We start from the raw sequence: 22,836 nt of genomic DNA, 5'->3' as shown, positions 1-22,836 counted from the left end.
TGATCTCTGGAGCCCTCCCCTCATGCAGAACGAATCCACTCCGCCGCAGACCGGGGAATCGCTCGTGGGGCAGGAGTACGAGGTCGAGGTCGGCCCGGTCGCCCACGGCGGCCACTGCATCGCCCGCACCGCCGAGGGCCAGGTCCTGTTCGTACGCCACACCCTGCCCGGCGAGAAAGTCGTCGCCAAGGTCACCGACGGCGCCACCGACTCCCGATTCCTGCGCGCCGACGCGGTACGGATCATCGAGGCGTCCAAGGACCGGGTGAAGGCGCCGTGCCCGTTCGCCGGCCCCGGCAAGTGCGGCGGCTGCGACTGGCAGCACGCCAAGCCCGGCGCCCAGCGGCGGCTCAAGGGCGAAGTGATCGCCGAGCAGCTCCAGCGCCTCGCGGGCCTCACCCCCGAGGAAGCGGGCTGGGACGGCACCGTCATGCCGGCCGAGGGCGACAAGCTCCCGCCGGGCGAGGTGCCCGCCTGGCGCACCCGCGTCCAGTACGCCATCGACCCGGACGGCCGCGTCGGCCTGCGCAAGCACCGCTCGCACGACGTCGAGATCATCGACCAGTGCATGATCGCGGCGCCCGGCGTCACCGAGCTCGGCATCGAGAAGCAGGACTGGCCCCAGATGGCCACGGTGGAGGCCATCGCCGCCACCGGCTCCCACGACCGCCAGGTCATCCTCACCCCGCGCGAGGGCGGCCGCCTCCCGCTGGTCGAGCTCGACAAGCCCGTCTCGGTCCTGCGCGTCGACGAGCGCGACGGCGGAGTGCACCGCGTCCACGGCCGCGGCTTCGTCCGCGAACGCGCCGACGACCGCACGTACCGCGTCGGCTCCGGCGGCTTCTGGCAGGTCCACCCGCAGGCCGCGGACACCCTGGTCCGCGCGGTCATGCAGGGCCTGCTGCCCCGCAAGAACGACACGGCGCTCGACCTCTACTGCGGCGTCGGCCTCTTCGCCGGCGCCATCGGCCAGCGCATCGGCGAGAAGGGCGCGGTGCTCGGCATCGAGTCCGGCAAGCGCGCGGTCGAGGACGCCCGCCACAACCTCAAGGACCTGGAGCGGGTCCGCATCGAGCACGGCAAGGTCGACCAGGTCCTGCCCCGCACGGGCATCACCGAATGCGACCTGATCGTCCTGGACCCGCCGCGCGCGGGCGCCGGCAAGGCCACGGTGAAGCAGCTGGTCGGCCTGGGCGCGCGCAAGATCGCGTACGTGGCGTGCGACCCGGCGGCACTGGCGCGGGACCTGGCTTACTTCGCGGAGGGCGGTTACAAGGTGCGGACGCTGCGGGCGTTCGATCTGTTCCCGATGACCCACCATGTGGAGTGCGTCGCGATCCTTGAGCCCGCCGCAAAGGGTGCCTGACCTGCGGTTTCGTCGAGTGTGCATTATGTGCGCTGTGGGCGTTACGGGCGATATCTTGACGCATATTCGACGCACGTTGGACCCTTCTGACGCACGTTTGACGCACGTTCTGATGGGGCGTCATTTGATTGTTTCTGCAGGTGACGGTGTGTCGAGTACGGCTTGAGTGGGCTCCCTCTTTGCCGCTTCTTGGTGAAGCCGCGCTCGATATGGCCTGATTTGAGGATCAGTAGGAACGGGGTCCGTAAGGGCTCCAGTGGCCGAGGAAAGGCTTGAGGTCGTCGCCGCTCGGCTTGGGTGGGGTGGGCAGCTTCGGCGCTGCGGCGGACTCGGTGAGGTGCTGGAGCCGGGCGTCCGTGAAGGCGAGCCACGCCTCGATCTCTGTCCTTTCCTGTCCGGGTGGCAGCGATGTGGCGTGGTTGCGGACTGCTGTGACGTATTCGGTCAGGCGCTTGGTCTGGTGCCAGGCGTCTGCTAGTTCTTCGAGGTGCTTGACGCGATAGGCGTAGGCGTATGCGGTGTGCGCTTCTTCCATGGCGGTTTCCCAGCGCCTCTGCTGGGCTTCCCTGACTTGCTGGTCTGCAAGGCGTTTGTGTTCTGCGGCTTTGCCACGGAGGCCGACTTCTTGTGCGATTTCGGCGAGTTGGTCTTCCAGCGGCCGGTCGGGGACATCGGCCCATTCGCTCGCACGGTGCGGGCTGCCGCTGCGGAGGATGAAGCGCAGGCGGTTTGAGGGGGTGTAGTCGAAGCGGGCGATGCGCATCCATGAGCGGGACTGTAGAACGTTCGGTGTAACTCCCGATCATGGAAGATGCATCTATACCAGCAGCAACGTGACCGAGATCGAGTCCCGACGAGCCGGCTGGGGCCGCTTCGGTGAAATCCGTGGATGACAGACTGATCGACGAGCTCGTGGGCCGGGCTCAGGCCGAGGGCCTGCAACTGACCGGCGCGGGCGGTCTGCTCCAGCAGCTGACGAAGCGGCTCCTGGAGTCCGCTCTCGAGGGTGCGATCACCGATCACCTCGGCTATGACAAGCATGACCCGGCGGGGAAGAACGGCGGCAACTCACGCAACGGCACCCGGGCCAAGACCGTGCTGACCGATGTCGGCTCGGTGGAGATATTCGTGCCCGCGCCGTTCTTCCGGTTCGACACCGAGATTCGCCGCATCGTCTGCACCACCAACGCGATCGAGTTCGTGAACGCACGGATCCGCCGGGCGGTGCAAGCTCGCGGCCACTTCCCGAATGAGCAGGCCGCCCTGAAGTGCGTTTACATGGCGATCATGTCGCTGGACCCGACCGGCAAGGGACAGGCTCGCTGGACCATGTGCTGGAAAACCGCCTTGAACGCCTTTGGCATCGCCTTCGACGGCAGGTTCTCCGCAGCCCGACCGTAACTCTCAACAACCCGAGTTACACCGCTCGTTTGACAGACCCGGGCCGCTCGACCCTCGCGCCATCCCGGCTGTCCTGCCCGAGCACCGGGCGGCGCCGCTGGACGGTCTCGACGCACCGAGACGGCAACTGCGCCGGGACGGCGATCTGCCTCGTTCAGATGGCCACCGGCTGCTCCCGCCGTTCCGCTGCCGTCTACCTTGGAATCCCCCTGGGCTCGCTGCACTCCTCCACCGTCACCATCCGCACCTGGCAGAAGCGCCCGGAAAACGCCGAGGCGTACCAGAGCGCCCTTCAGCGCGTCGCCGAAATGGTCATGGCCGAAGGACAGCGCAACGAGAGCGGCGCCCCGGCCGGGCGAAGCGCCTTCTAGCAGGGCGGTGCGACCTGCACCACGGTCTTGGCCTGACGACACGCGTGCGGATGCACCGCGCTTCCCCCACAGGGCGGGCAGCGCATGGCCGTAAGCGCCGTGACTTGGCTGTTCGTACCGGGCATAGATGAGCCCCGGATCCGGCAGCGGGGCTGTTTGTGCCGGATCCGGGGTGGCGGTGGCGCCCTGTGGGCGATTACTTGACGGCGCCGGCGGTCATGCCCCGGGTGAGGGAGCGCTGGAAGATGAGGAAGAACACGATCATCGGGACCACGCCGAGGAGTGCCGCGGCGCTCATGGCGGTGGGGTCGCTGGTGTACTGCCCCTGCATGACGGACAGGCCGAGTGGGACGGTCTGGTTGTCGTTGGAGATCAGCAGGACGAGGGGGTAGAGGAACTCGTTCCAGCTCCAGACGAAGAAGAAGACGCACATGACCGAGAGGGTGGGCCAGCTCATGGGCAGGACGATGCGCCACAGGATGGTCCAGCGGCCGGCTCCGTCCATGGAGGCGGCTTCGATGAGTTCGCGGGGGAAGCTGGAAAAGACGGAGGAGAGCAGGTAGGTGCCGAAGGCGCTGTAGGTGATGCCGACGAGGATGGTGTAGCCGAGTTTCCCGTCGTAGAGACCCATCTCCTTGAAGAGGTAGTAGATGGGGTAGACGAGTCCTTCTTGCGGCAGGACGTTGACGCCGAGGAAGAAGACGAGGAAGGCGGTGCGCCAACGGACGCGGCCGATGCCGATGGCGTAGGCGTTGAAGAGTGCGAACAGGACGGCGATGAGGACGACGCCGAGGCTGATCTGGACGCTGTTGAGGAGTTTCTGGGTGAAGCCGACGCGTTCCCAGACGTCGGCGATGATGCTCCAGTTCCACTCGGTGGGCCAGGACAGGGAGCCGTGGGCCCGGAAGTCGGCGCTGGTCTTGAACGAGTTGAGCAGGATGACCGCGAAGGGTGCGAGGAAGGCGAGGACGAAGACGGCGATGGCGGCCAGGACCGCGTATGAACCTGGGGTGCGGCGGTTTCCGGTGGCTTTGCCGGGCTTGCGTCGGGCGCCCCGGCCGCGGGGTCCTGGTGCAGGGGTGCGGGAGGGTGTGTGCGTGGTGGGATCTGTGGTCATGGTCATGGTCATCCGTCCTCGCGGGCCTGGCGGGTGAGCATCGTTCCGGCGATGATCAGCACGAGCAGCGTGATGGTGCTGGAGATGGCTGATCCGTAGCCGACGTCGGCCCGCTCGAAGAAGTTCTGGTACGCGAAGTAGGAGGGGACCAGTGTCGAGTTGCCGGGGCCGCCGCCGGTGAGGACGAAGATCTGGGCGAAAACCTTCAGGCCGGCGATGGTGGTGGTGACCAGGACGACGTAGACCTCGGGGCGCAGGATGGGCACGGTGATGCGGGTGAAGCGCTGCCACCAGGTCGCGCCGTCGAGGGAGGCTGCCTCGTAGAGTTCGGGGTCGATGCGCTGGAGCCCGGACAGGAACAGCACGAGCGGGTAGCCGAGCTGCATCCAGACCAGGACGGCGAGGACGACCCAGAGTGCGAGGTCGGGGTCACCCAGCCAGTTTTCGGCCAGGGAGGCGAGGCCGGCCTTTTCGAGGACGCTGTTGACGGCGCCTTCCGGGGCGAGGATCCATCCCCACATCAGGCCGGTGACGGCGACGGGGATGACCTGGGGAAGGTAGAGCCCGGAGCGGAAGAGGCTGACGACTCCGTCGCCGTGCTTCTTGCCGATGTAGTCGAACAAGAGGGCTGCGAGGAACAGACCGAGCAGGGTCGGGACGACCGCGATGCCGACGATGACGAAGGCGATGTTGCGGAAGGAGGCCCAGAAGTCGGAGTCGCTGAAGAGGCGGGTGTAGTTGTCGAAGCCGATCCAGGTGGGGTCTCCGATGCCCTGCCACTGGGTGAGGCTGTAGTAGAAGGTCATCACCAGCGGGACGACGAGGAAGAGCAGGCTCAGCAGCAGGCCCGGCGCGAGGAAGACGGCGTACCCCGTGGGCCGCGGATGACGTGTGGTTTTCACTGTTGCTCCTGGATGGGCGGGACGGCGGCCCGGTGCGGGCGGCCGCCGTCCCCGGAAGTGAAGGGGCTGACGCGTGGACGAGGAGGTGGGTCAGCCTCAGCGCCGCGAGGCGGCGTACTTCTCGTAGGGGGCTGCGAGCTCGTCGAGAACCTTGTCGGGCTTACTGCCGTTCATCAGGTTCTGGGTGGCGGCCATCCACGTGTCGTAGTAGCCGGCGACGGGCCAGTCCGGGTAGAAGGCGAGGCCGTTGCTGGACTGGTGGGTGTTGAAGGCGGTGATGAGTTCGCGGGCCTTGGGGTTGGTGATGCTGTCTGCCTTGGCCGCGAGGGGCACGTTGCCCTCTTCGCCGATCCGCTTCTGGATCTTGTCGGACATGGTGATGTCGATGAAGTCCTCGGCGAGCTTCTTGTTCTTCGCCTTGGTGGGGACGACCCAGTGATTGCCGCCGGAGCCGAGGGTCTTCTCGCTGCCCGGGTAGGGGGCGGTGGACCATTCGAAGTTCTTGATGTCGGTGGTCAGGCCGCCGAACCACCAGTTTCCGCCGACCATGATCGGCCGCTTCTGGGAGACGAACTGTTCGGTCATGTCGCTGCCCTTGAGGCCGACGTCCTTCTTCTCGAAGTAGCCCTTGTCGAGCCACTCCTTGTACTTGTTGACGGCGTAGGTCATCTCGGGGCCGTGGAAGTCGACCTTGCCCTTGTACAGCTGGTAGTTGTCGACCCAGGTGTCATCGGCCTGCGAGAGTGCGAGCAGGTAGAGCCAGTGGCCGGCGGGGTGGTCGTTGGCGGCGTTGGCCAGCGGTGTGACGCCGGCTGCCTTGAACTTGGCGAGGGCCGTTTCGAAGCTCTTGAAGTCGGTGGGCTTGGCCACGTTGTACTTCTTGAACAGGTCGTCGTTGTAGTACGAGAGGACGAACTCGCCGTAGTTCGGGATGCCGTACCACTTGTCGCCGCCCATTTCGCCGTTGGCGTCGTAGCGGGCGGTGACGGACGCGCTCTCGCTGATCTTCTTGTCCCAGCCGCGTTCCTTGGCGACGGAGGTCAGGTCGGTGAGCAGGCCCTGCTTGGCGAGCAGTCCGGTGGTGGCGTTGCCCTTGTTGTACTCCATGACGTCGGGCGCCTTGTCGGAGTTGAGGATCATGCCGGCGTTCTGCTGTATCTGCTCGAACGTCTTGCGTTCGAAGACGACCTTCACGTCGGGGTGGGTCTTCTTGAACTCGGCGATGGCCGCGTCCCAGGCGTTGCTCAGGGCGCCGTCCTCCTGCTCGTAGTGCCACAGGCGCAGAGTCTTGCCGTCTCCCGCCGCGGTGTCCGATCCGCCGCCGCAGGCGGTCAGCGGTGCCACGAGTGCCAGAGCGGACACGGCGAGCAGGGCTCGTCGGGTGGTGCGGCGTGGAACACGGAAGCGCATGTTCGTCATGAGGATTCCTTGGGTGTGCAGGGTCAGGGCGGTGCGGGGGGAGGCGGAACGGGTGCTCAGGTGGGGCTGGTCAGGTGTTGCGGCGGTGGACGCGGGCTTCCCAGGGCTGCAGGGTGTGCGGGGCCGTGAGAGGGGTGGTGGCGGACATGTTGGCGATGAGGGTCTCGCTGTGTTCCCAGCCGTCGGGCAGGTCGATGGTGAGGTCGGCTCCGCTGAAGTTGGCGAGGACCAGCAGTTCGGTGCCGGATGCCGCGTGGTGGCGGGTGAAGGCGTAGAGCTGCTCGTGGTCGGGGTGGAGCATGTGGAAGCCGCCGTGGGTGAGGGCGGGCTCGGTGTGCCGCAGGGAGATGAGGCGGCGGTAGTAGTGGAAGACGGAGTCCGGGTCAGCGATCTGAGCCTTGGCGTTGACGCGGGTGTGGTCGGGGTTCACCGCGATCCAGGGGACGCCGGTGGTGAAGCCGGCGTTCTGGGTGGTGTCCCACTGCAGCGGAGTGCGGGCGTTGTCCCGGCTGCGGTGGCGCAGCCCTGCCAGGATCTGTTCCTCGTCGACTCCGAGAGCGGTCTGCTCGCGGTGGTGGTTGAGGGACTCGATGTCGCGGAAGTCGTCGATGGAGGCGAAGGGGGCATTCGCCATGCCGAGTTCTTCGCCCTGGTAGACGTACGGGGTGCCGCGGTGCAGGTGCAGCACGGTGGCCAGGAGCTTGGCAGAGCGGTCGCGGTAGGCGGGGCTGTCGTCGCCGAAGCGGGAGACGATGCGGGGCTGGTCGTGGTTGTTCCAGTACAGGCTGTTCCAGCCTGTCTCGCCCAGGCCGGTCTGCCAGCGGCCGAGGCTGGCCTTGAGGTCAGTCAGCTTCAGCGGGCGGACGTCGAACTTCCCGCCGGGGCCCTGGTCGAGCCCCACGTGTTCGAACTGGAACACCATGTCGACCTCGCGGCGGGCGCGGTCGGTGAAGAGCCTGGCCTCTTCCACGGTGACACCGGGCATCTCCCCGACGGTCATCAGCTGGCGCGGACGGCCCTCGAAGACCTCGCGGTGCATCTCGGCGAGGTACTCGTGAATGCGGGGGCCGCAGATGTAGTGGGGGCTGCCGTCCCCGTGCCGGCTGCCCTCGTGCACGGCCCCGTCGGGCAGGCCGGGTGTTTTGGAGATGAGGTTGATGACATCCATGCGGAAGCCGTCGACCCCACGGTCGAGCCACCAGCGCATCATGGCGTGGACCGACTGGCGAACGACCGGGTTCTCCCAGTTGAGGTCGGGCTGTTTGCGGGAGAACAGGTGCAGGTAGTACTCGCCGCTCGGCTCGTCGTACGTCCAGGCGGGGCCGGAGAAGAAGGACCCCCAGTTGTTGGGTTCAGCACCTGGGGTGCCCGGTTCCATGCCGTCACGGGCGGGGCGCCAGATGTACCAGTCCCGCTTGCTTCCCTGCCGGCCGCCGTCGCGGGACTCGGTGAACCAGGGATGTTCGTCGGAGGTGTGGTTGACCACCAGATCCATCACGAGCTTCATGCCGCGCTCGTGGACGGCGTCCAGGAGCCGGTCGAACTCGTCGAGAGTGCCGAACAGCGGGTCGATGTCCTGGTAGTCACTGATGTCGTATCCGTTGTCGTCGTGCGGGGACGGATAGACCGGAGAGAGCCACAGAACGTCGACGCCGAGCTGGGACAGGTGGTCGAGACGCTCGATGATGCCTTGGAGGTCGCCGATTCCGTCCGCGTTGGAGTCGGCGAAGCTGCGCGGGTAGATCTGGTAGACCACCGCCTCGCTCCACCAGGAGTCGGCGGGATTGGCTTCATTCACGGGCACGTCAAACCTCATCGTGTTCGTTTGATTACGTTTAGTCATGTCGTTGGGGTGTGCGAGGCCGCAGGTGCGCCTGGCCGGCCGGGCGGGGTCAGGAGATTGCGGCGCCCACCGCGTCGCGGATGACGAGGCAGGCCGCGCCTCGGGCCCAGAGATCGTGCCGGACGGGGTCGACGTGGATGTCGCAGTCCGAAGCGGCCGTGGAGAATGCCTGCGCTTCCAGTGCTGCGGTCATGGCGGGGCCGAACAGGTCGTAGGCGACCGCACCCTCCCCAGCGATGATGATCTTTTGCAGGTTCAGCAGGTTGCACATACCGGCCATGCCCCGCCCGAGGGCGGTGCCGGCTTCGGCGAACGCGGAGCGGGCGACCGTGTTCGCCGAGCCGCCCTCGCTCCGCGCGAGGTCGATAGCTTCACCAATGGTGTCGCAGGCGATGCCGGCGTCCCGCAGGTGGCGCAGAACGGCCCGGTCGCCCGCCAGGGCCTCCAGACAGCCCCGGCGGCCGCAGCTGCACATGGGTCCGGCGGGATCCAGGGGAAGGTGGCCGAATTCTCCGGCAAGTCCGGTGGCGCCGGAAAAGAGGGAGCCGTCCAGGAGAAGACCGCAGCCGATGCCGGGACCGACGGTGACCACGGCGAAGGAGTCGATGTCCCGGCCTTCACCGAACCAGCGCTCTGCGACGACCAGGGTATTGACGTCGTTGTTGACGACCACCGGCAGCCCGGTCGCCTCCATCAGAGGGCCGGCTACGTCGACCTTGTTCCAGTCGAGCAAGGCTGAGTAGCGGCAGACCCCGGCTGCGGAGTCGACGTGGCCACTGACGCCGACTCCGAGGCCGAGCACCCTGTCCGCCACGTCGGGCGCCTCTGCGAGGAGCCTGCCGGTCAGGGAGGCGGCGGCGGACAGGGCTGTTCCAGGGGTGCAGTCATCCAAGGGTTCCTCTGCACGGGCCAGGACATTGGCCGCCATATCTGTAACGACTCCCGAGACCTGCGCAGGGCCGATCTTCAGACCCACGACCAGGTGCTTGTCCGGGTTGACGTGCAGCATCTTCTGCGGCCGCCCGCGCCCGCTCGGCGCGGTGTCACTCTCACGCAGGTAATCGTGCTCGAGAAGCGGCGGCAGCATGCGGGTCACCGAGGAGGGCACCAAACCGAGGCGCTGGGCGAGCTGGGTGCGCGAGATAGGCCCAGCAGTGAGGACGGTCGCGAAGATCTCCGCACGGGTCTGCTCACTGACAAGCTCCGAAAACCGGATCTTGGACGGGCTCATCACGCGGTACCTCCAGGTGGTAGTCGGTCAGGACGGTCGGGGGCGGCTCACCGCCATCGAACCCGATGCGGGCGCCGCGGCGCCCCGGCAGCGGTGAATCCGGTGTAGCCAAGCGTTACGGGGATGGTCATCGCGCCTCCTTCGGCTGCGACGCCGCCGGCCGGGATGCGCCCCTGTCGACTGCGTATGACCGGAGTGTGTCCCCCACGCTTTTAGTGCGTCAAGAAAGAAAACAGTGCGTTACGCAACCGTGACGAGCCATGACCGCTCATTGAGGGTGACCGTATTGCACGTCTTTGCCGTATTTATCAGCTTCTGGCTCGCGATCGCGATCGATGAATCTCGCGCATTTCATTGACACAAGGAAGAAATGACGGGACGTTAACCGGCAGCCGGGACGCGGCCGAGCATGGGCCACAGGGCTCCGGCACACCTGCAGCCCCTCACCCCTCGGGTCAGGCAGGACCGGTCATCCCGCTCGCCGGACCGGCGTCCTGCGCTCCTGGCTTTGGGACTGACCCCCACGCGTGAACTCAGCCCTTCAACTCCCCTTGAGAGGAGAGGAATCGCAATCCCCCCGGCCACCCAGCCGGGTACCGCGCGGTCCACACACCTGGTCACCCGACAAGCGGGGCCCGCGCACCGCAGGCGCCGTCAGACAACGGCCTCAGCTCCCGGCCCTGTATCGGTGCCCGCCTCTGGCCGGCACCTGGGGGCCACGCCCCATTCATCAAGGAGAGGACTTCACCATGCCCGCAGGAAGACTGCGACGGCTCAACCCGCTGGCGGCCATCGCCGCCGGCCTGGCCTTGGCGCTCGCCGGCGCCGTTGTGCCGGCCAGCGCCCTGGGCGCGGCCACCCCCCTTCCGCCGGCCCAGCTCGTCCCCACGGCAGCCCTTGCCGCCGCGGCCCCGGCACCCGCGGCAGGAGCGGCGGGAGACACCGCGAACAGCGAGCAGCTGCAGACCTGGTGGCACGACAACCACGAGTTCAACACCACCAGCCCCGTGGGCGGTGACAAGGTGCGGCGGTCCTCCTTCTACGACGTGAAGGTCGCCACGGCCGCGGCGCCGACCACGAAGTACGACTCGTTCGCCTACATGAGCATCCCCCGCAGTGGCAAGGGGAAGATCGGCTACACCGAGGAGGACGGCGCGGAGTTCTCCGCTTCGGCGAACCTCACCATGAGCTGGTCGTCGTTCCAGTACACGGCCGACGTCTGGGTGGACGTGTCGCTGCGCACCGACCAGAGCATCTCCTCGGCCGACCAGGTCAAGATCAAGCCGAGCAGCCTGAAGTTCGACAAGGAGCTCGTCAACAGCAAGACCGTCCGCATCAAGGTGCCCTACGACGCGAAGGGCTACCGGTTCTCGGTCGAGTTCGACCCGCAGCTGTACACGGCCTACAACGACATGTCCGGCCCTGCCAATGACGCCGGCAAGCTCACCACGAACAGCGGCGGCGGGAACCGGGCCATCCACACCGAGCCGCGCAACTCGATGATGATCTTTGCCGAGCCGACGCCGACCGGCGCGGAGAAGGAGCGGCTGATCCCCACTGCGGCGTCAGGGAGCATCCACTACCCCGAGCCCGGTCAGGTCACCAACCTGAACAACGTCAGCCAGGACATCATCTACTTCCGCCCGGGCACCTACACCATGGGCTCGAAGTACCACGCGGTGCTCCCGGCGAACGTCAAGTGGGTCTACCTGGCGCCCGGCGCCTACGTGAAGGGCGCCTTCCGCTTCTTCCACGACAACCAGGGCCTGTACAAGGTCACCGGGTACGGAGTCCTCTCCGGTGAGCAGTACGTCTACGAGGCGGACACCAACAACAATTACGACCACCTCAGCGGGGCGTCGAACTGTCACGCCTCCTGCGTGAAGATGCTCCAGTTCCAGTCCGCCGACGCCCAGCAGTACCTCGATCTGCAGGGTGTGACGATCAACGAACCGCCCTACCACTCGTTCGTCGTCTACGGCAACGAGCAGACCTTCCAGATGCGGGTCGACAACTACAAGCAGGTCGGCTCCTGGTACTGGCAGACCGACGGCATTGAGCTCTACCGCGGCAGCACCATGAAGAACACCTTCTTCAACGCCAACGACGACGTCCTGAAGATGTACCACAGCGACGTCAACATCGATAACACCGTCATCTGGAAGAACGAGAACGGCCCCGTCATCCAGTGGGGCTGGACCCCCCGCAACATCGACAACGTCCGGGTGACCAACACCCACGTCATCCACAACCGGATGTACTGGAAGGACGTCAAGTACAACACCTGCATCCTCAACTCCTCCTCCCACTGGGAGGACATGGGGTCCACCACCAAGGGCGATCCCAACACGAAGGTCCAGAACATGACCTTCGAGAACATTACCGTCGAAGGCCAGACCAACTGCGCGATCCGCGTCTTCGCCCTCTCCAGCACCGAGAACATCCACATCAAAAACCTCAAGATCGACGCCTGGAACGGCCTCGACCCGAGCAGCCAGGTCAGCCTCCTCAAGCGCTACACCAACACCGCCGGCCAGAAGGTCACCCTCGGCAACGAAACGAGCCAGAGCAAGGGCCTCAAGCTCGAGAACTACACCGTCGGTGGCACCGTGATCGACAAGGCCGGCACCAACTGGGGCGCGGACAAGCTGGGCAGGATCGGCTTCGACGCCGAGAACTGGGACAACTGGAACGCCTGGGGCCCCGGGGGCAACACCCCTGACCCCGACCCGGGCACTGGCACGGGCAGCGGCCGGATCGTCAACGGCGGCAACGCCAAGTGCCTCGCCCGCGCCGGAGCCGGCACGTCCAACGGCACCGAGATCCAGCAGTGGACCTGCGCGAACGTCGCGTCGATGACATGGGCGCTGGACGGCCAGCAGCTCAAGTCCGGCGGCAAGTGCCTGGATGTCGACGGCGGCGCCACCGCCAACGGCACCAAAGCACACCTGTGGGCTTGTGGCGGCTGGGACAGCCAGAAGTGGGCCTTCCAGGCCAACGGCACACTGAAGAACCTCAAGTCTGGCCGCTGCCTCGATGTCGAAGGCCAGAGCACAGCCGACGGAGCCCGCCTCCACCTGTGGGACTGCGGTACGTGGGCCAGCCAGAAGTTCACCCTGACTGCCTAGTCAGCCTCGGCGCCGGCGGCCGCCACCCCGGCGGCCGCCGGTGGACAACGCAGCGGCGCCTCCCTCCCGTCACCTCGCAGAAAGACAGCCCGCACATGCCAACAACCAGGTTCGAACAGCCAGTCCTGAGCCTCTTCCGCATCGTGAGCGGGCTGCTGTTCGCCTGCCACGGAGCCGCCACCCTCTTCGACGTCTTAGGCGGACCCCACGGCCAGGCTCCCAGCACCGGCCAGTGGCCCGGATGGTGGGCCGCGGTGATCCAACTGATCGGCGGTTCACTCGTGCTGGTCGGACTGGCCACCCGCCCGGCGGCTCTCCTGTGCTCCGGATCCATGGCCTACGCCTACTTCGTCCAACACCAGCCCGACGGGCTGTTCCCGTTGGAGAACGGCGGCGAGCAGGCCGCCCTCTTCTGCTGGGCCTTCCTGCTCATCGCCGCCCTCGGCCCCGGCCGGTGGTCCCTGACCGACCTGTCGGCTCTCACCACGCAGCTCACGCAGCGCACACGCAGAAAGGAGGTGAGCGACCGCAGCCACACCTGAACCCGACCCACACCATCGCCTGTCATGTGCACGTAATTTTCTGGCCGGTTCGGCCAGTGATCCCCCGACACACGGAGGAAAGGCACCATGAACCTCGCATCCTCAAAACCGACCCGCCGTACGGCCGTCAGCGCCGGCGTCCTGGCCACCGGCCTGCTCTGCCTGCTTCCGCTGGCACCGACGGCATCCGCCCACGGCACGGTCATCGCCCCCCAGACGCGCAACTACGGCTGCCTGCAGCGGTGGGGCTACAGCGAGCCGAACGAGGCACAGGACCCGATGTGCTACCGGACCTACCACGAGAACGCGAACGCCATAGGCGCGTGGAAGGCCGTCTACGCCAACAACACCGGGGACAACTACAAGCAGGTCATCCCCGACGGCCAGATCTGCAGCGCCGGAGGCCAGGGCGAGACGAACTACCGACCGCTCGACCGACCCGGGCCGTGGATCACCACCGACCTGGACTCCGACTTCACCGTCGACCTGTACGACGAGGCGCGCCACGGCGCGGACTGGCTCGAGGTCTACGTCACCAAGCAGGGCTTCAACCCGGAGTACCAGCTGATCGGGTGGAACGACCTCGAACTGGTGAAGAAGACCGGCCGCTACCCCTACCAGGCCCACTACACCACCGACGTCAGCACGTCGGGATACAGCGGACGGCACGTCGTGGTGACCGTCTGGAAGGCATCACACATGGACCAGAAGTACTTCCTGTGCAGCGACGTCAACTTCAGCTGACCAAAGCCGGCTGACCGGGCCCCGCAGGAGGCACCGCCTGCTGCGGGGCCCTCCCCATCCGAGACCAGCCACGACCCGGCTCCCTCGGCGAGCCGCAACCACGCCGCGGCACCCAGGCCCCCGGGCCTCGGCCTGCGCCCGAGATCGTCTCCAACGGAGGACTGACGATGCCCAGTACCTTCACCCGAACCGCCGGCACCCCCAACCCTGCCGACCGGCCACCGGCCCGGCTGAGTCCGCGACAGACCCTGCGCAACCGCCTCACATCGGCTGCCCACCGCTACACGCGGATCAGCCCCACCGTCCTGCGCATCTGCGTCGGCCTCATCTTCTGCTGGTTCGGAGTCCTGAAGTTCTTTCCCCGCGCGAGCGCAGCCGAGGACTTCGCCGTCCGGGCCATGACCGAACTGACCCTCGGACTCATCCCCGCCCAGATCTCCCTGTGCTTGCTCGCCGTCCTCGAGACAACCATCGGACTCGCCTTCATCACCGGATTCCTGCTCCGCTACGCACTGACAGCCTTCTTCCTCCACATGACAGGGGTGTTCCTCTCCCTTCTGCTACTGCCGGACGACACCTGGAACACCTACGGTGCCGTGCCCACCCTCGAGGGCCAGTACGTCATCAAGAACATCGTCATGGTGGCCGCCTGCCTCCACATCACCGCCGACGAACTCACCCCCCGACCGGCCACCTCTCGCACGTAACCCGCACCAGGAGCACTCCGTGGGCAGCACCATCACTCTTCACCATCTCGCCAAGACCTACCCGAACGGTCAGACGGCCGTACGTCAGCTCTCCCTGACCGTCGAAGACGGCGAGTTCCTCGTTCTGCTCGGCCCCTCCGGATGCGGCAAATCCACACTCCTGCGCATGATCGCCGGCCTCGAATCGATCAGCGAGGGCGAACTCCACCTCGATGGACGGCTCGCCAATGACCTCGAGCCCAGCGAGCGCAACGTCGCCATGATCTTCCAGAACTTCGCCCTCTACCCCAACATGACCACCGCGCAGAACATCGGCTTCCCCTTGGCAGTCCAGAAGCAGGACCCTGCCCAAGTGGAATCGCACGCGGCATCAGTGGCCCAGACCCTGGGCATCGACCACCTGCTCCAACGAACCCCAGGTCAGCTCTCCGGCGGGGAACGCCAACGCGTTGCCATGGGACGAGCGGTGGTCCGGCGCCCATCGGTCTTCCTGATGGACGAGCCTCTCTCCAGCCTCGACGCCCGTCTCCGTGCCCGCCTGCGCACGGAGATACTTTCGATCACCCGCCGTACCGGCGCCACAACCATCTACGTCACTCACGACCAGGCCGAGGCCATGGCTCTCGGCGACCGGGTAGCAGTCCTGCGGGGCGGAATCCTCCAGCAGGTAGACAGCCCCCGCAATCTCTACGCCCTGCCGGCCAACGCCTTCGTCGCCTCCTTCGTCGGAACGCCGAGAATCAACCTACTCCACGGCACGGTGCACGCCCCCGTCGACGGAGTCATGACCGTAAGCCTCGGAGCACAACAACTAGCCCTTCCCTATCCGCTCACACGTGACCACCAGATGCTCCGCGTCGTTCAAGGCCGGCCCCTCCTTATCGGCCTGCGCCCCGAGGCCATCCGCCTCGCAGAACACTCACGCGCCACCCCCTTCGAACGCCCACTGACGGGCATCGTCGAACATGTCGAGTTCCAAGGACACGAAGCCCTGCTCCACCTGTCACTCGGCGGCCAACAAGCCGACGTACCACCCCAGCCCTCCGCCCTGGCACCACACCTGCAAAAACGCTGGAGCGCCACCGCCCTGATACAACGCGTCCTTCGCCGCACCGGACTTTTCAACCGTCGCCCCCTCTCACCCCCGGGGCCCGATCATTTCCCGACACCGGCCCCCATCCGTAGCGGTATAGGGGAACTCGTCGTACGCGACGAACCAAGCGCCCCCCACAGACGAGGACAGCATCTACCCTTGCTTGTCGACGTCCGGAACCTGCTCATCTTCGATGACCACGGCGAACGCGTCAGCCCCGATCCCACTCAGACACCGGAACTCTGATTGCCCAGGGGGAAGGGGTGCCTCGAAGGAGTCCTCCAACGTGCGTCCAGGAGAGCGCGCCGCGGCTGGCGGGGTCAGACTGAAGGAAGGGCGCCGGGAGGCGCGGTGCGCCACTATGCGGTCTGGTGAGCGTGTAGTTGGCCCATCGGGCCAACTTAGTACTCCGGCTTCGTGCAGTCGTGCCGCCCTGGGCAGCTGCTGCCGCCGACTGGAACTCCAACGGCCGCTGGAGTGCGATGGGTGGACTGGTTTCGTGAGGGACTGCCTGGGGCCGAATGTTGGAATGGCACGCTGGGTGCCTCGTGCGTCAAGAAGCCGCACGTAACGCACACAGCGCACGTAGCGCACGCGAGCGTTTTGCCTAGAATATCCGCCGCAGGGTGCTGACCTGCGGATACTTCCACGCGTTTGCGCTCCACATGTTTCGCGATGACCCACCATGTCGAGTGCGTCGCGATCCTTGAGCCGGTCACTAAGGGTTCCTGACCTGTGGTTTTGAGCGTGCGCGTGATGTGAGGCACGGGTGTCACGGGCGATATCCTGACGCTGAAATGACGCCCGTGACCCTCGTTTGACGCTCGTCCTGATGGAGTGTCAGGCGTGTTGCGTCGCTGGCCTGATAGGGAAGTCCGCGAGGCAGGGTGCCGAAGACTCTGGTCAAACAGAGTTTGACCAGCGAAAACAGCTCTGATCGCCAAAAGGCGTGGGCGGCCATCCAGATCGTGAACCCGCGGCGATCCGGCCGGAGGCGCCGTCGAGCTTGGGAACTCGGATTCAGGACCAGCCTTCCGCTAGGAACCCGTTGCCGTGCCGAGGCGGCGGCGATGCGCTCGTTGTCGGCAGGTCGCTCCGCAGTAGCGCGCCGGGCGCCCGGTGGACCGGGTCTTGAGCCGGACCCCGCATTCCGCGCACCGTGATGCTCCGTGAGGCGCGCGGGGAGAGTAACGAAACCCGCGCCCTTCCGTTACGAATGAGGAGGCCCGCAGGCTCTCGAGTGTCAGCCGCACCATGCGGGTGCCGCCGTTCCGGTCGCGGTGCGCGGCCCGTATCGTCGCGCACCCGACGGTGAAGGCCGCGACATCGTCCACGGTGACGTCGGTGCGGACCCCACCAGCCTGCTGTGCGGCGCGGAGCAGTTGGTCAAGTGCCTGGCGGAACCGCCGTGTCGATGCGGCCAGGAGCGGCCGTGGCCAGGTCGTTCGCGTGGTCAGGGCGTCGCATGCGTGATTACGCCCGTGGGACGTTTCGACGACCTCCAGGAGGAAGCCGAAGAATGCCGCGGCAGGATCCGAGCGGGCCTCCCACTGACGAGCGGTCTCCACCAGGTCGTCGACCTGCTGGACAAGTACGGCCTCCAGCAGAATCTCCTTACTGGGGAAGTGTCGGTACACGGTGCCGGCGCCGACCCCCGCCTGCCGCGCGATCGCGTCGAGTGAGAGGTCCGGGCCGTGCTCGTCCAACGCCTGCGAAGCGGCGGCGAGTGCCTTCCTGCGGTTACGGCGGGCATCGGCCCGACCGGCGTCCTGGGGAGCTGCGGTCATGTCACGTAATCCCTTGTCCGTGCCGCTGAAATGGGTGGAGCATTCCACGTCGGCCCCGGGCCCAATCCGACTGGCCCACCGACCATCCCGAGGCGGAGGACGATATGAGTAGTGACCGTTTGGTCGTCGTGACCGGTGCGACCGGTCGGCAGGGCGGCGCCACCGCACACCGGCTCCTGGCGGCCGGAAGGCCGGTCCGTGCGCTCGTACGGGACACGACGGCGCCCGCCGCCAGATCACTTGAAGCCGCAGGAGCCGAGCTCGTGCGTGGCGACTTCGACGACCGTTCGAGTCTGCCTGCTGCGCTGGAGGGAGCAGCGGCATTGTTCGCCGTACCGCCCGTGGCCTTCGGACCGGACGGTTCCGACGTGGAGCGTGAGTTCAGCCGCGGCCGGGCCCTGATCGATGCCGCGGCGTCAGTGGGAGTCGAGCACGTCGTGTTCTCGGGCATCGCGTCCACGCCGGGTCGTCCAGGTGGCTCCGAGGGGAAGAGACGCATCGAGGGCTACCTGCGTGAGCGGATCCGGTCGGTGACGGTTCTGCGCCCGGTACGGTTTATGTCGAACTTTCTCGGTTCGACGCCCGTCGGTCTCGACGGCATCGCCCAGGGCGTGCACCGACACATTTTTCCGCCGGACGAACCTGTCCAGATCATCGCGGTGGAGGACATCGCCGAGTTCGCGGCGCTGGCTTTCGATCAGCCGGACCGGTTCGCTGGACGGAGTCTGGAGCTGGCCGGGGATGCCCCTACCCCTGTCGAGGCGGTCGCCGCGATCAGCGAGGCCACTGGTGCCGCCATTCGCTACGAGCAGATCACTCACGCCGAGGCGGCGGCTCTCAACCCCGAGATCGTTCAGGTCCGGGAGCGCTGGGCAGCCGGATCGCGCTGGCATGCAGACATCGAGACCCTGCGCATCATCCATCCCGGACTGCGGACGCTCGGGGACTGGCTTGCCGAGTCCGGCGCCACCCTGCTGCGGAAGCAGCTCCTCAAAACCGCCTAGAACTTCGGCCATCGGGCTGGTCGTCCTCGTTCTGAGTTGTAGCAGGCGCGCATCACGGTGTGTGGCCTGGGGCATTTCGCTGACAGCAGCAGCACTCTGTAGAAGGCCGTGTGCGCACGGCACTTGGGGAGTCGTCGAGGAAGGCGCAGTCGGCGGCCCGGCAGAGCACACGCATGGAGATCTGGGTCACACGATGTCACAGGGGGCGTGCGGGCGGTGTCTTGAGCTCGAACCGCTCGAAACGAGGGAGACATCATGCTTGAGAACACCGACGTCGTGGTGATCGGCGGGGGGTACGCAGGTGTCATGGCGGCCAATCGCCTGACGCGGCACGACGATGTGACCGTGACGCTGATCAACCCGCGCCCGACCTTCGTCCACCGGGTCCGCCTGCACCAACTGGTCGGCGGGACCGACGCCGCTGTCGTCGGCTACCAGGAGGTCTTGGCTGCGGGCGTGCGGTTGGTCGTCGACAGCGTGACGCGGATCGATGCGGCGGGGCGCGGCGTGGAGCTGGCGAGCGGTGGTGTGGTCGGTTACGACTACCTGGTCTACGCGGTGGGCAGTGGCAGCGCCGACCCTCAGGTGCGCGGGGCGGCCGAGTTCGCCTACCCGCTCGCGAGCCTGGAGGAGGCGCAGGGGCTGCTTCCGGTCCTCGAGGCCGCGCCCGCGTCGGCCGCGGTGACGGTGGTCGGAGCCGGTCCGACGGGCATCGAGACCGCCGCCGAGCTGGCGGATCAGGGCCGCAGCGTGACCCTCGTCTGCGGTGGGGTCCTCGGGCCGTACTTGCACCGGAGGGGTCGACGGTCGGTGGCCGGGCGACTGGCGGCGCTCGGGGTGAAGATCGTGGAAGGAGCCGCCGCGAGGGTGACGGCGGTGACACGGGATGCGGTGCGGCTTGCCGACGGCCGGGAACTGCCCAGCGCGGTGACCATCTGGACCGCAGGCTTCGGCGTGCCGGACCTGGCCTCCCGCAGTGCGCTGAGCACCGATGCCCTGGGCCGCCTGCTCACGGACGAGACGCTGACGAGCGTGGATGACGACCGCATCGTCGCGGCCGGGGACTCGGCGGCACCGTCGGGTCTGCCGCTGCGGATGAGCTGCCAGACGGCGATGCCGCTGGGTGCGCGGGCCGCCGACACGGTGCTCAGCCGGTTGGCGGATGAACAGCCCGAGCCCCTCAACCAGTCGTTCGGAGCGCAGTGCATCAGCCTGGGCCGGGCCACCGGCATCTTCCAGTTCGGCAACAGGTCCGATGTCGCGGTCTGGTTCCACATCGGCGGTCGGCTCGGCGCGAAGATGAAGGAAGGCGTGTGCAAGGGCATCGTGAAGCACTTGGCTGACGAGGCGCACAAGCCCGGTGGGTACAGCCTTCATCGCATGAAGGGAGGCTCCGGACGCCGGGAGGCATTGGAGGCCATGCGCTCCGAAGTGCCGGTTGCCGAACAGGTTTCCTAGATGCGGGCGGACCGGGAGGGAGAGGATCAGGTCATGAGTGATGATCACGTCATGGACGGCGCGACCGAGACATTCGTCGCGCACCGTAATCTGCTTTTCACCGTCGCGTACGAGATGCTCGGCTCGGCGGCCGATGCCGAGGACGTCCTGCAGGAGACCTGGTTGCGGTGGGTCGAGGTCGACCTTGAGCAGGTGCGCGACCAGCGTGCGTACCTGGTCCGGATCACGACGCGGCAGGCGCTCAACCGGCTGCGCACCATGTCCCGGCGCAAGGAGTCGTACGTGGGTCCGTGGCTGCCGGAGCCGCTGCTGACCACGCCGGACGTGGCCCAGGACGTCGAACTCGCCGAGAGTGTCTCGATGGCGGTGATGCTGGTCCTGGAAACACTGTCGCCGACCGAGCGAGCCGTTTTCGTGCTGCGGGAGGTCTTCGACGTCGGCTACGACGAGATCGCGGCGGCGGTCGACAAGACCCCGGCAGCTGTGCGTCAGATCGCGCACCGGGCCCGTCGGCACGTCGATGCCCGGCGTCCGCGCAAGGTGGTCTCCCAGAGCCAGACTCGGGCGGCTTTGGAGTCGTTCCTGCAGGCACTGGAGGGCGGAGATCTGCAGGGCCTGCTCGACGTCCTCGCGCCCGAGGTCGTCTACATGGGCGACGGAGGCGGCGTCAAGCACGCTGCGCTGCGGCCGATCGCCGGCGCCGGCAAGGTGGCTCGTCTGTTGGTCGGCGGTCTCGGTAAGAACACGGTCCCGGTCGCCTTCGCCCACACCACGGTCAACGGCAGCCCAGCGCTGGCGATCCACCTGGACGGTGAGCTGGACGCCATCATCGCGACCCGCGTAGAGGGCGGCCGCATCACCGGTCTCTACGTCGTCCGCAACCCTGAAAAGCTGTCCCGCATCGCATCCGAGACCCCGCTCACCCTTCGATGAATGAGCGGTGGCTGATCAGCCGTTTGGGGATCAGGCACCGTTCCTGCGGCCTCGTCGCCCGGAGGCGCCTCGGCACCACACCTTCTGACTGAGTGCCGACCCCTATCCGCCAAGGGGGCTCGCGCGCAGCCGAGTTGCATGCAAGCAGACCGTCGGTCCGTTCTATCTCAATGGAAAGATCATTCTTATGGAAGCTCTTCGCTACGCGTTCCTCGTCTTCCACCTTTTCGGATTCGCCGCTCTCCTGGGCGGAATTTTCTACCAGGTGCGAGGCAAAGACCCGGTGACTGGCAGTTACATGGTGACCAGCGCGGTCGTCCAACTGGTCACGGGCGCCGGGCTGATCTGGACCCGCATATCGCTGGACTTGCCTGTGCCTCACGCCAAGATGGGCGTGAAACTGGCCCTGGACGTCCTCGTGGCGATGACAGCGCTGGTTGGCATGCGCAACAAGAAGACCTGGACCTTCTACGCCGTAGCGACGTTCACGGCGGCCGCAGCGGTCGTGGCCGTGGTATGGAAATAGCTGCAATGCCCTCGTCGCCCCGACCCGCCCGAATGCGGCCTTATGCGGCACGCCTACTGAGCCTTCTCCAACCTCACGCTGACGCGTGGTGAAGGACAAGAACGGCCTGGACGATCGCGGTGATGCGGTTGGTGCTGCATCGGAGCTTCCGCAGAAGGCGCCAGCCCTTCAGAGTGGCCATGGCCTGCTCGCCGAGGCAGCGGATCTTGGCGTGCGTACTGTTGTGGCGACGCTGCCACCGCTTGAGTCATCGGCCCTTGGCCATGGTCGTGAACACCACGGCGTCGTGGTCGAGCTGGTGGCTATGTCGTTCGAGAGCCTCCAGGACGTGGGGCGGAAGCGGGACCTCCCGGCGGCTCCTGGAACTCTTGGGGTACTCCTTGCTGCCGCTCTTGGTATTGACCTCCACCACGAACAGGCGCGGGTGGTGCACGTCGATGCGGTGGCGGTGCAGGCCGGAGAGCTCGCCCCAACGAAGTCCGGTATAGAAGCCGAGCAGGCACATCGTGCGCCGGGCGGGGGCGAGCCCGTCGAGGATGCTCTGCGCCTGGTCGGCCGTGAACCACTGAGGCGGTTTGACCAACAACGTCTCAGCGAAGCCGAGCCGCTCTTCAGACAGGCCGCAGCGCAAGAGGACCGCAACGCTCTCCCGCACCTCGGCGACGTACTGAGCAAGACGGGGCGACCCGACGAGGCGGCGACACATTGGCGCATGGCGGCCGACGCCGGAGACACCACGGCGGCCATCGCCCTCGCCACGGTCCTCACCAGTCATGCTGACCGCCCTTACCTTCGCGTCGTGCTGCAAAGAGCGGCGGACGCAGGCGACAGCGATGCAGCCTTGGTGCGCGCAGCCTTGGACTTCGGAGCCTGGGCGAGACATCGGCCAGCAGGGTCCGTCAGCCTGACGCCCCGACCCAATGCGCTTGGCTGTGACGCTCGTTTGACGCTCCAGCCCTGGCCGCCCGACATTTAGGGGCTAGAAACCCCTCCTGACCTGCGCATTCTTCGGCAGCCTCACATCGCACATCTTTCCGATGGTGCATCACGTGGAGTGCGTGGCGATCCTGGAGCCTGCTGCAAAGGGGCTCTGACCTGGTTCCCGCGAGCCACCCGGCCGCCCGGCGCCGCCACCGGTCACCATGCACCGCGTCCGAGGAATTGCCGACGGGGAAGCGAGCGCTCGATGCCGACGGGGCACCACTCGTTCCACGAGGTGATATGTGGCGCCCCGTTGGCGCTCGGTGGCATTCCCGGTCACGAC

General features: G+C 66.8%; 19 protein-coding genes and 3 pseudogenes. 13 read left to right on the top strand and 9 right to left on the bottom strand.

Going from position 1 to position 22,836, the window contains the following annotated elements; translation table 11 throughout:
- The first annotated feature begins 22 nt into the window (after positions 1-22).
- Entirely contained in the window at positions 23-1,366 is a 1,344-nt protein-coding gene (locus tag OG959_RS07365) for a class I SAM-dependent RNA methyltransferase (protein WP_326657375.1), read from the top strand.
- A gap of 226 nt (positions 1,367-1,592) precedes the next feature.
- Here the strand turns inward: OG959_RS07365 and OG959_RS07360 are convergent, their stop codons facing one another.
- Positions 1,593-2,129, bottom strand: a complete 537-nt coding sequence (locus tag OG959_RS07360) for a hypothetical protein (protein WP_326657374.1) — start codon at positions 2,127-2,129, stop codon at positions 1,593-1,595.
- A 113-nt stretch (positions 2,130-2,242) separates the two neighbouring features.
- Between OG959_RS07360 and OG959_RS38655 the strand changes: the two are divergent.
- From OG959_RS38655 to OG959_RS07350, 3 genes and pseudogenes are all read left to right on the top strand, one after another.
- A pseudogene (locus OG959_RS38655) lies at positions 2,243-2,500 on the top strand (transposase); the annotation flags it as partial.
- Between the two features lie 3 nt (positions 2,501-2,503).
- Positions 2,504-2,767: pseudogene (locus tag OG959_RS38650) on the top strand (transposase); the annotation flags it as partial.
- Positions 2,768-2,796: 29 nt separating this feature from the next.
- Complete coding sequence (locus tag OG959_RS07350; protein WP_326657372.1) at positions 2,797-3,138, top strand: hypothetical protein; 342 nt, start codon at positions 2,797-2,799, stop codon at positions 3,136-3,138.
- Between the two features lie 196 nt (positions 3,139-3,334).
- Here OG959_RS07350 and OG959_RS07345 read toward each other — a convergent pair whose 3' ends face one another.
- From OG959_RS07345 to OG959_RS07325, 5 genes are all read right to left on the bottom strand, one after another.
- Positions 3,335-4,255 carry a carbohydrate ABC transporter permease gene (locus OG959_RS07345; protein WP_285567864.1) on the bottom strand — a complete coding sequence of 307 codons (921 nt, stop codon included), beginning with the start codon at positions 4,253-4,255 and terminating at the stop codon, positions 3,335-3,337.
- 8 nt (positions 4,256-4,263) lie between these two features.
- A complete protein-coding gene (locus OG959_RS07340) occupies positions 4,264-5,157 on the bottom strand; it encodes a carbohydrate ABC transporter permease (protein WP_306068535.1) in 894 nt (297 codons plus the stop codon).
- A 96-nt stretch (positions 5,158-5,253) separates the two neighbouring features.
- Entirely contained in the window at positions 5,254-6,576 is a 1,323-nt protein-coding gene (locus OG959_RS07335; protein ID WP_326657371.1) for an ABC transporter substrate-binding protein, read from the bottom strand.
- A 70-nt stretch (positions 6,577-6,646) separates the two neighbouring features.
- Positions 6,647-8,380 (bottom strand): alpha-glucosidase, encoded by a 1,734-nt coding sequence (locus OG959_RS07330; RefSeq protein WP_326657369.1) that lies wholly within the window; start codon positions 8,378-8,380, stop codon positions 6,647-6,649.
- An 88-nt stretch (positions 8,381-8,468) separates the two neighbouring features.
- Positions 8,469-9,650 carry an ROK family transcriptional regulator gene (locus tag OG959_RS07325; RefSeq protein ID WP_326657367.1) on the bottom strand — a complete coding sequence of 394 codons (1,182 nt, stop codon included), beginning with the start codon at positions 9,648-9,650 and terminating at the stop codon, positions 8,469-8,471.
- A gap of 749 nt (positions 9,651-10,399) precedes the next feature.
- Here OG959_RS07325 and OG959_RS07320 point away from each other — a divergent pair.
- The 5 genes from OG959_RS07320 to OG959_RS07300 all read left to right on the top strand — a co-directional run bounded on the left by OG959_RS07320 (position 10,400) and on the right by OG959_RS07300 (position 16,110).
- Positions 10,400-12,778: a family 49 glycosyl hydrolase gene (locus OG959_RS07320; protein ID WP_326657365.1), complete on the top strand. Its 2,379-nt coding sequence runs from the start codon at positions 10,400-10,402 to the stop codon at positions 12,776-12,778.
- 95 nt (positions 12,779-12,873) lie between these two features.
- Positions 12,874-13,320: a DoxX family protein gene (locus OG959_RS07315; protein ID WP_326657364.1), complete on the top strand. Its 447-nt coding sequence runs from the start codon at positions 12,874-12,876 to the stop codon at positions 13,318-13,320.
- Positions 13,321-13,407: 87 nt separating this feature from the next.
- Positions 13,408-14,064, top strand: a complete 657-nt coding sequence (locus tag OG959_RS07310) for a lytic polysaccharide monooxygenase auxiliary activity family 9 protein (protein ID WP_326657362.1) — start codon at positions 13,408-13,410, stop codon at positions 14,062-14,064.
- 167 nt (positions 14,065-14,231) lie between these two features.
- Positions 14,232-14,771, top strand: a complete 540-nt coding sequence (locus OG959_RS07305; protein WP_326657361.1) for a DoxX family membrane protein — start codon at positions 14,232-14,234, stop codon at positions 14,769-14,771.
- Between the two features lie 19 nt (positions 14,772-14,790).
- Positions 14,791-16,110 carry an ABC transporter ATP-binding protein gene (locus tag OG959_RS07300; protein ID WP_326657360.1) on the top strand — a complete coding sequence of 440 codons (1,320 nt, stop codon included), beginning with the start codon at positions 14,791-14,793 and terminating at the stop codon, positions 16,108-16,110.
- Between the two features lie 791 nt (positions 16,111-16,901).
- On the opposite strand, the gene OG959_RS07295 is transcribed toward OG959_RS07300, so the two are convergent.
- Positions 16,902-17,651 (bottom strand): TetR/AcrR family transcriptional regulator, encoded by a 750-nt coding sequence (locus OG959_RS07295; RefSeq protein ID WP_306072019.1) that lies wholly within the window; start codon positions 17,649-17,651, stop codon positions 16,902-16,904.
- 104 nt (positions 17,652-17,755) lie between these two features.
- On the opposite strand from OG959_RS07295, the gene OG959_RS07290 reads away from it, so the two are divergent.
- The 4 genes from OG959_RS07290 (at position 17,756) to OG959_RS07275 (ending at position 21,572) form a co-directional block, all read left to right on the top strand.
- Entirely contained in the window at positions 17,756-18,655 is a 900-nt protein-coding gene (locus tag OG959_RS07290) for an NmrA/HSCARG family protein (protein ID WP_306072020.1), read from the top strand.
- Between the two features lie 255 nt (positions 18,656-18,910).
- Positions 18,911-20,113 carry an NAD(P)/FAD-dependent oxidoreductase gene (locus OG959_RS07285; protein WP_306072021.1) on the top strand — a complete coding sequence of 401 codons (1,203 nt, stop codon included), beginning with the start codon at positions 18,911-18,913 and terminating at the stop codon, positions 20,111-20,113.
- A 33-nt stretch (positions 20,114-20,146) separates the two neighbouring features.
- Entirely contained in the window at positions 20,147-21,046 is a 900-nt protein-coding gene (locus OG959_RS07280) for an RNA polymerase sigma-70 factor (RefSeq protein WP_326657356.1), read from the top strand.
- Between the two features lie 187 nt (positions 21,047-21,233).
- On the top strand, positions 21,234-21,572 hold the full coding sequence (locus OG959_RS07275; protein WP_306072023.1) for a hypothetical protein: 339 nt from the start codon (positions 21,234-21,236) through the stop codon (positions 21,570-21,572).
- Between the two features lie 73 nt (positions 21,573-21,645).
- Here OG959_RS07275 and OG959_RS38645 read toward each other — a convergent pair.
- Both OG959_RS38645 and OG959_RS38640 read right to left on the bottom strand, forming a co-directional pair.
- Positions 21,646-21,807: pseudogene (locus OG959_RS38645) on the bottom strand (transposase family protein); the annotation flags it as partial.
- Between the two features lie 12 nt (positions 21,808-21,819).
- The gene (locus OG959_RS38640) at positions 21,820-22,347 is read right to left on the bottom strand and encodes a tyrosine-type recombinase/integrase (protein WP_371930293.1); all 528 of its coding nucleotides are present in this window, start codon (positions 22,345-22,347) and stop codon (positions 21,820-21,822) included.
- Positions 22,348-22,836 lie beyond the last annotated feature (489 nt).

It is taken from the genome of Streptomyces sp. NBC_00385 (assembly GCF_035917155.1).
GTDB classification, from domain to species: domain Bacteria; phylum Actinomycetota; class Actinomycetes; order Streptomycetales; family Streptomycetaceae; genus Streptomyces; species Streptomyces poriferorum.
The sequence above is the reverse complement of the archived record's forward strand: the minus strand, read 5'-3'. Positions and strand labels throughout refer to the sequence as shown.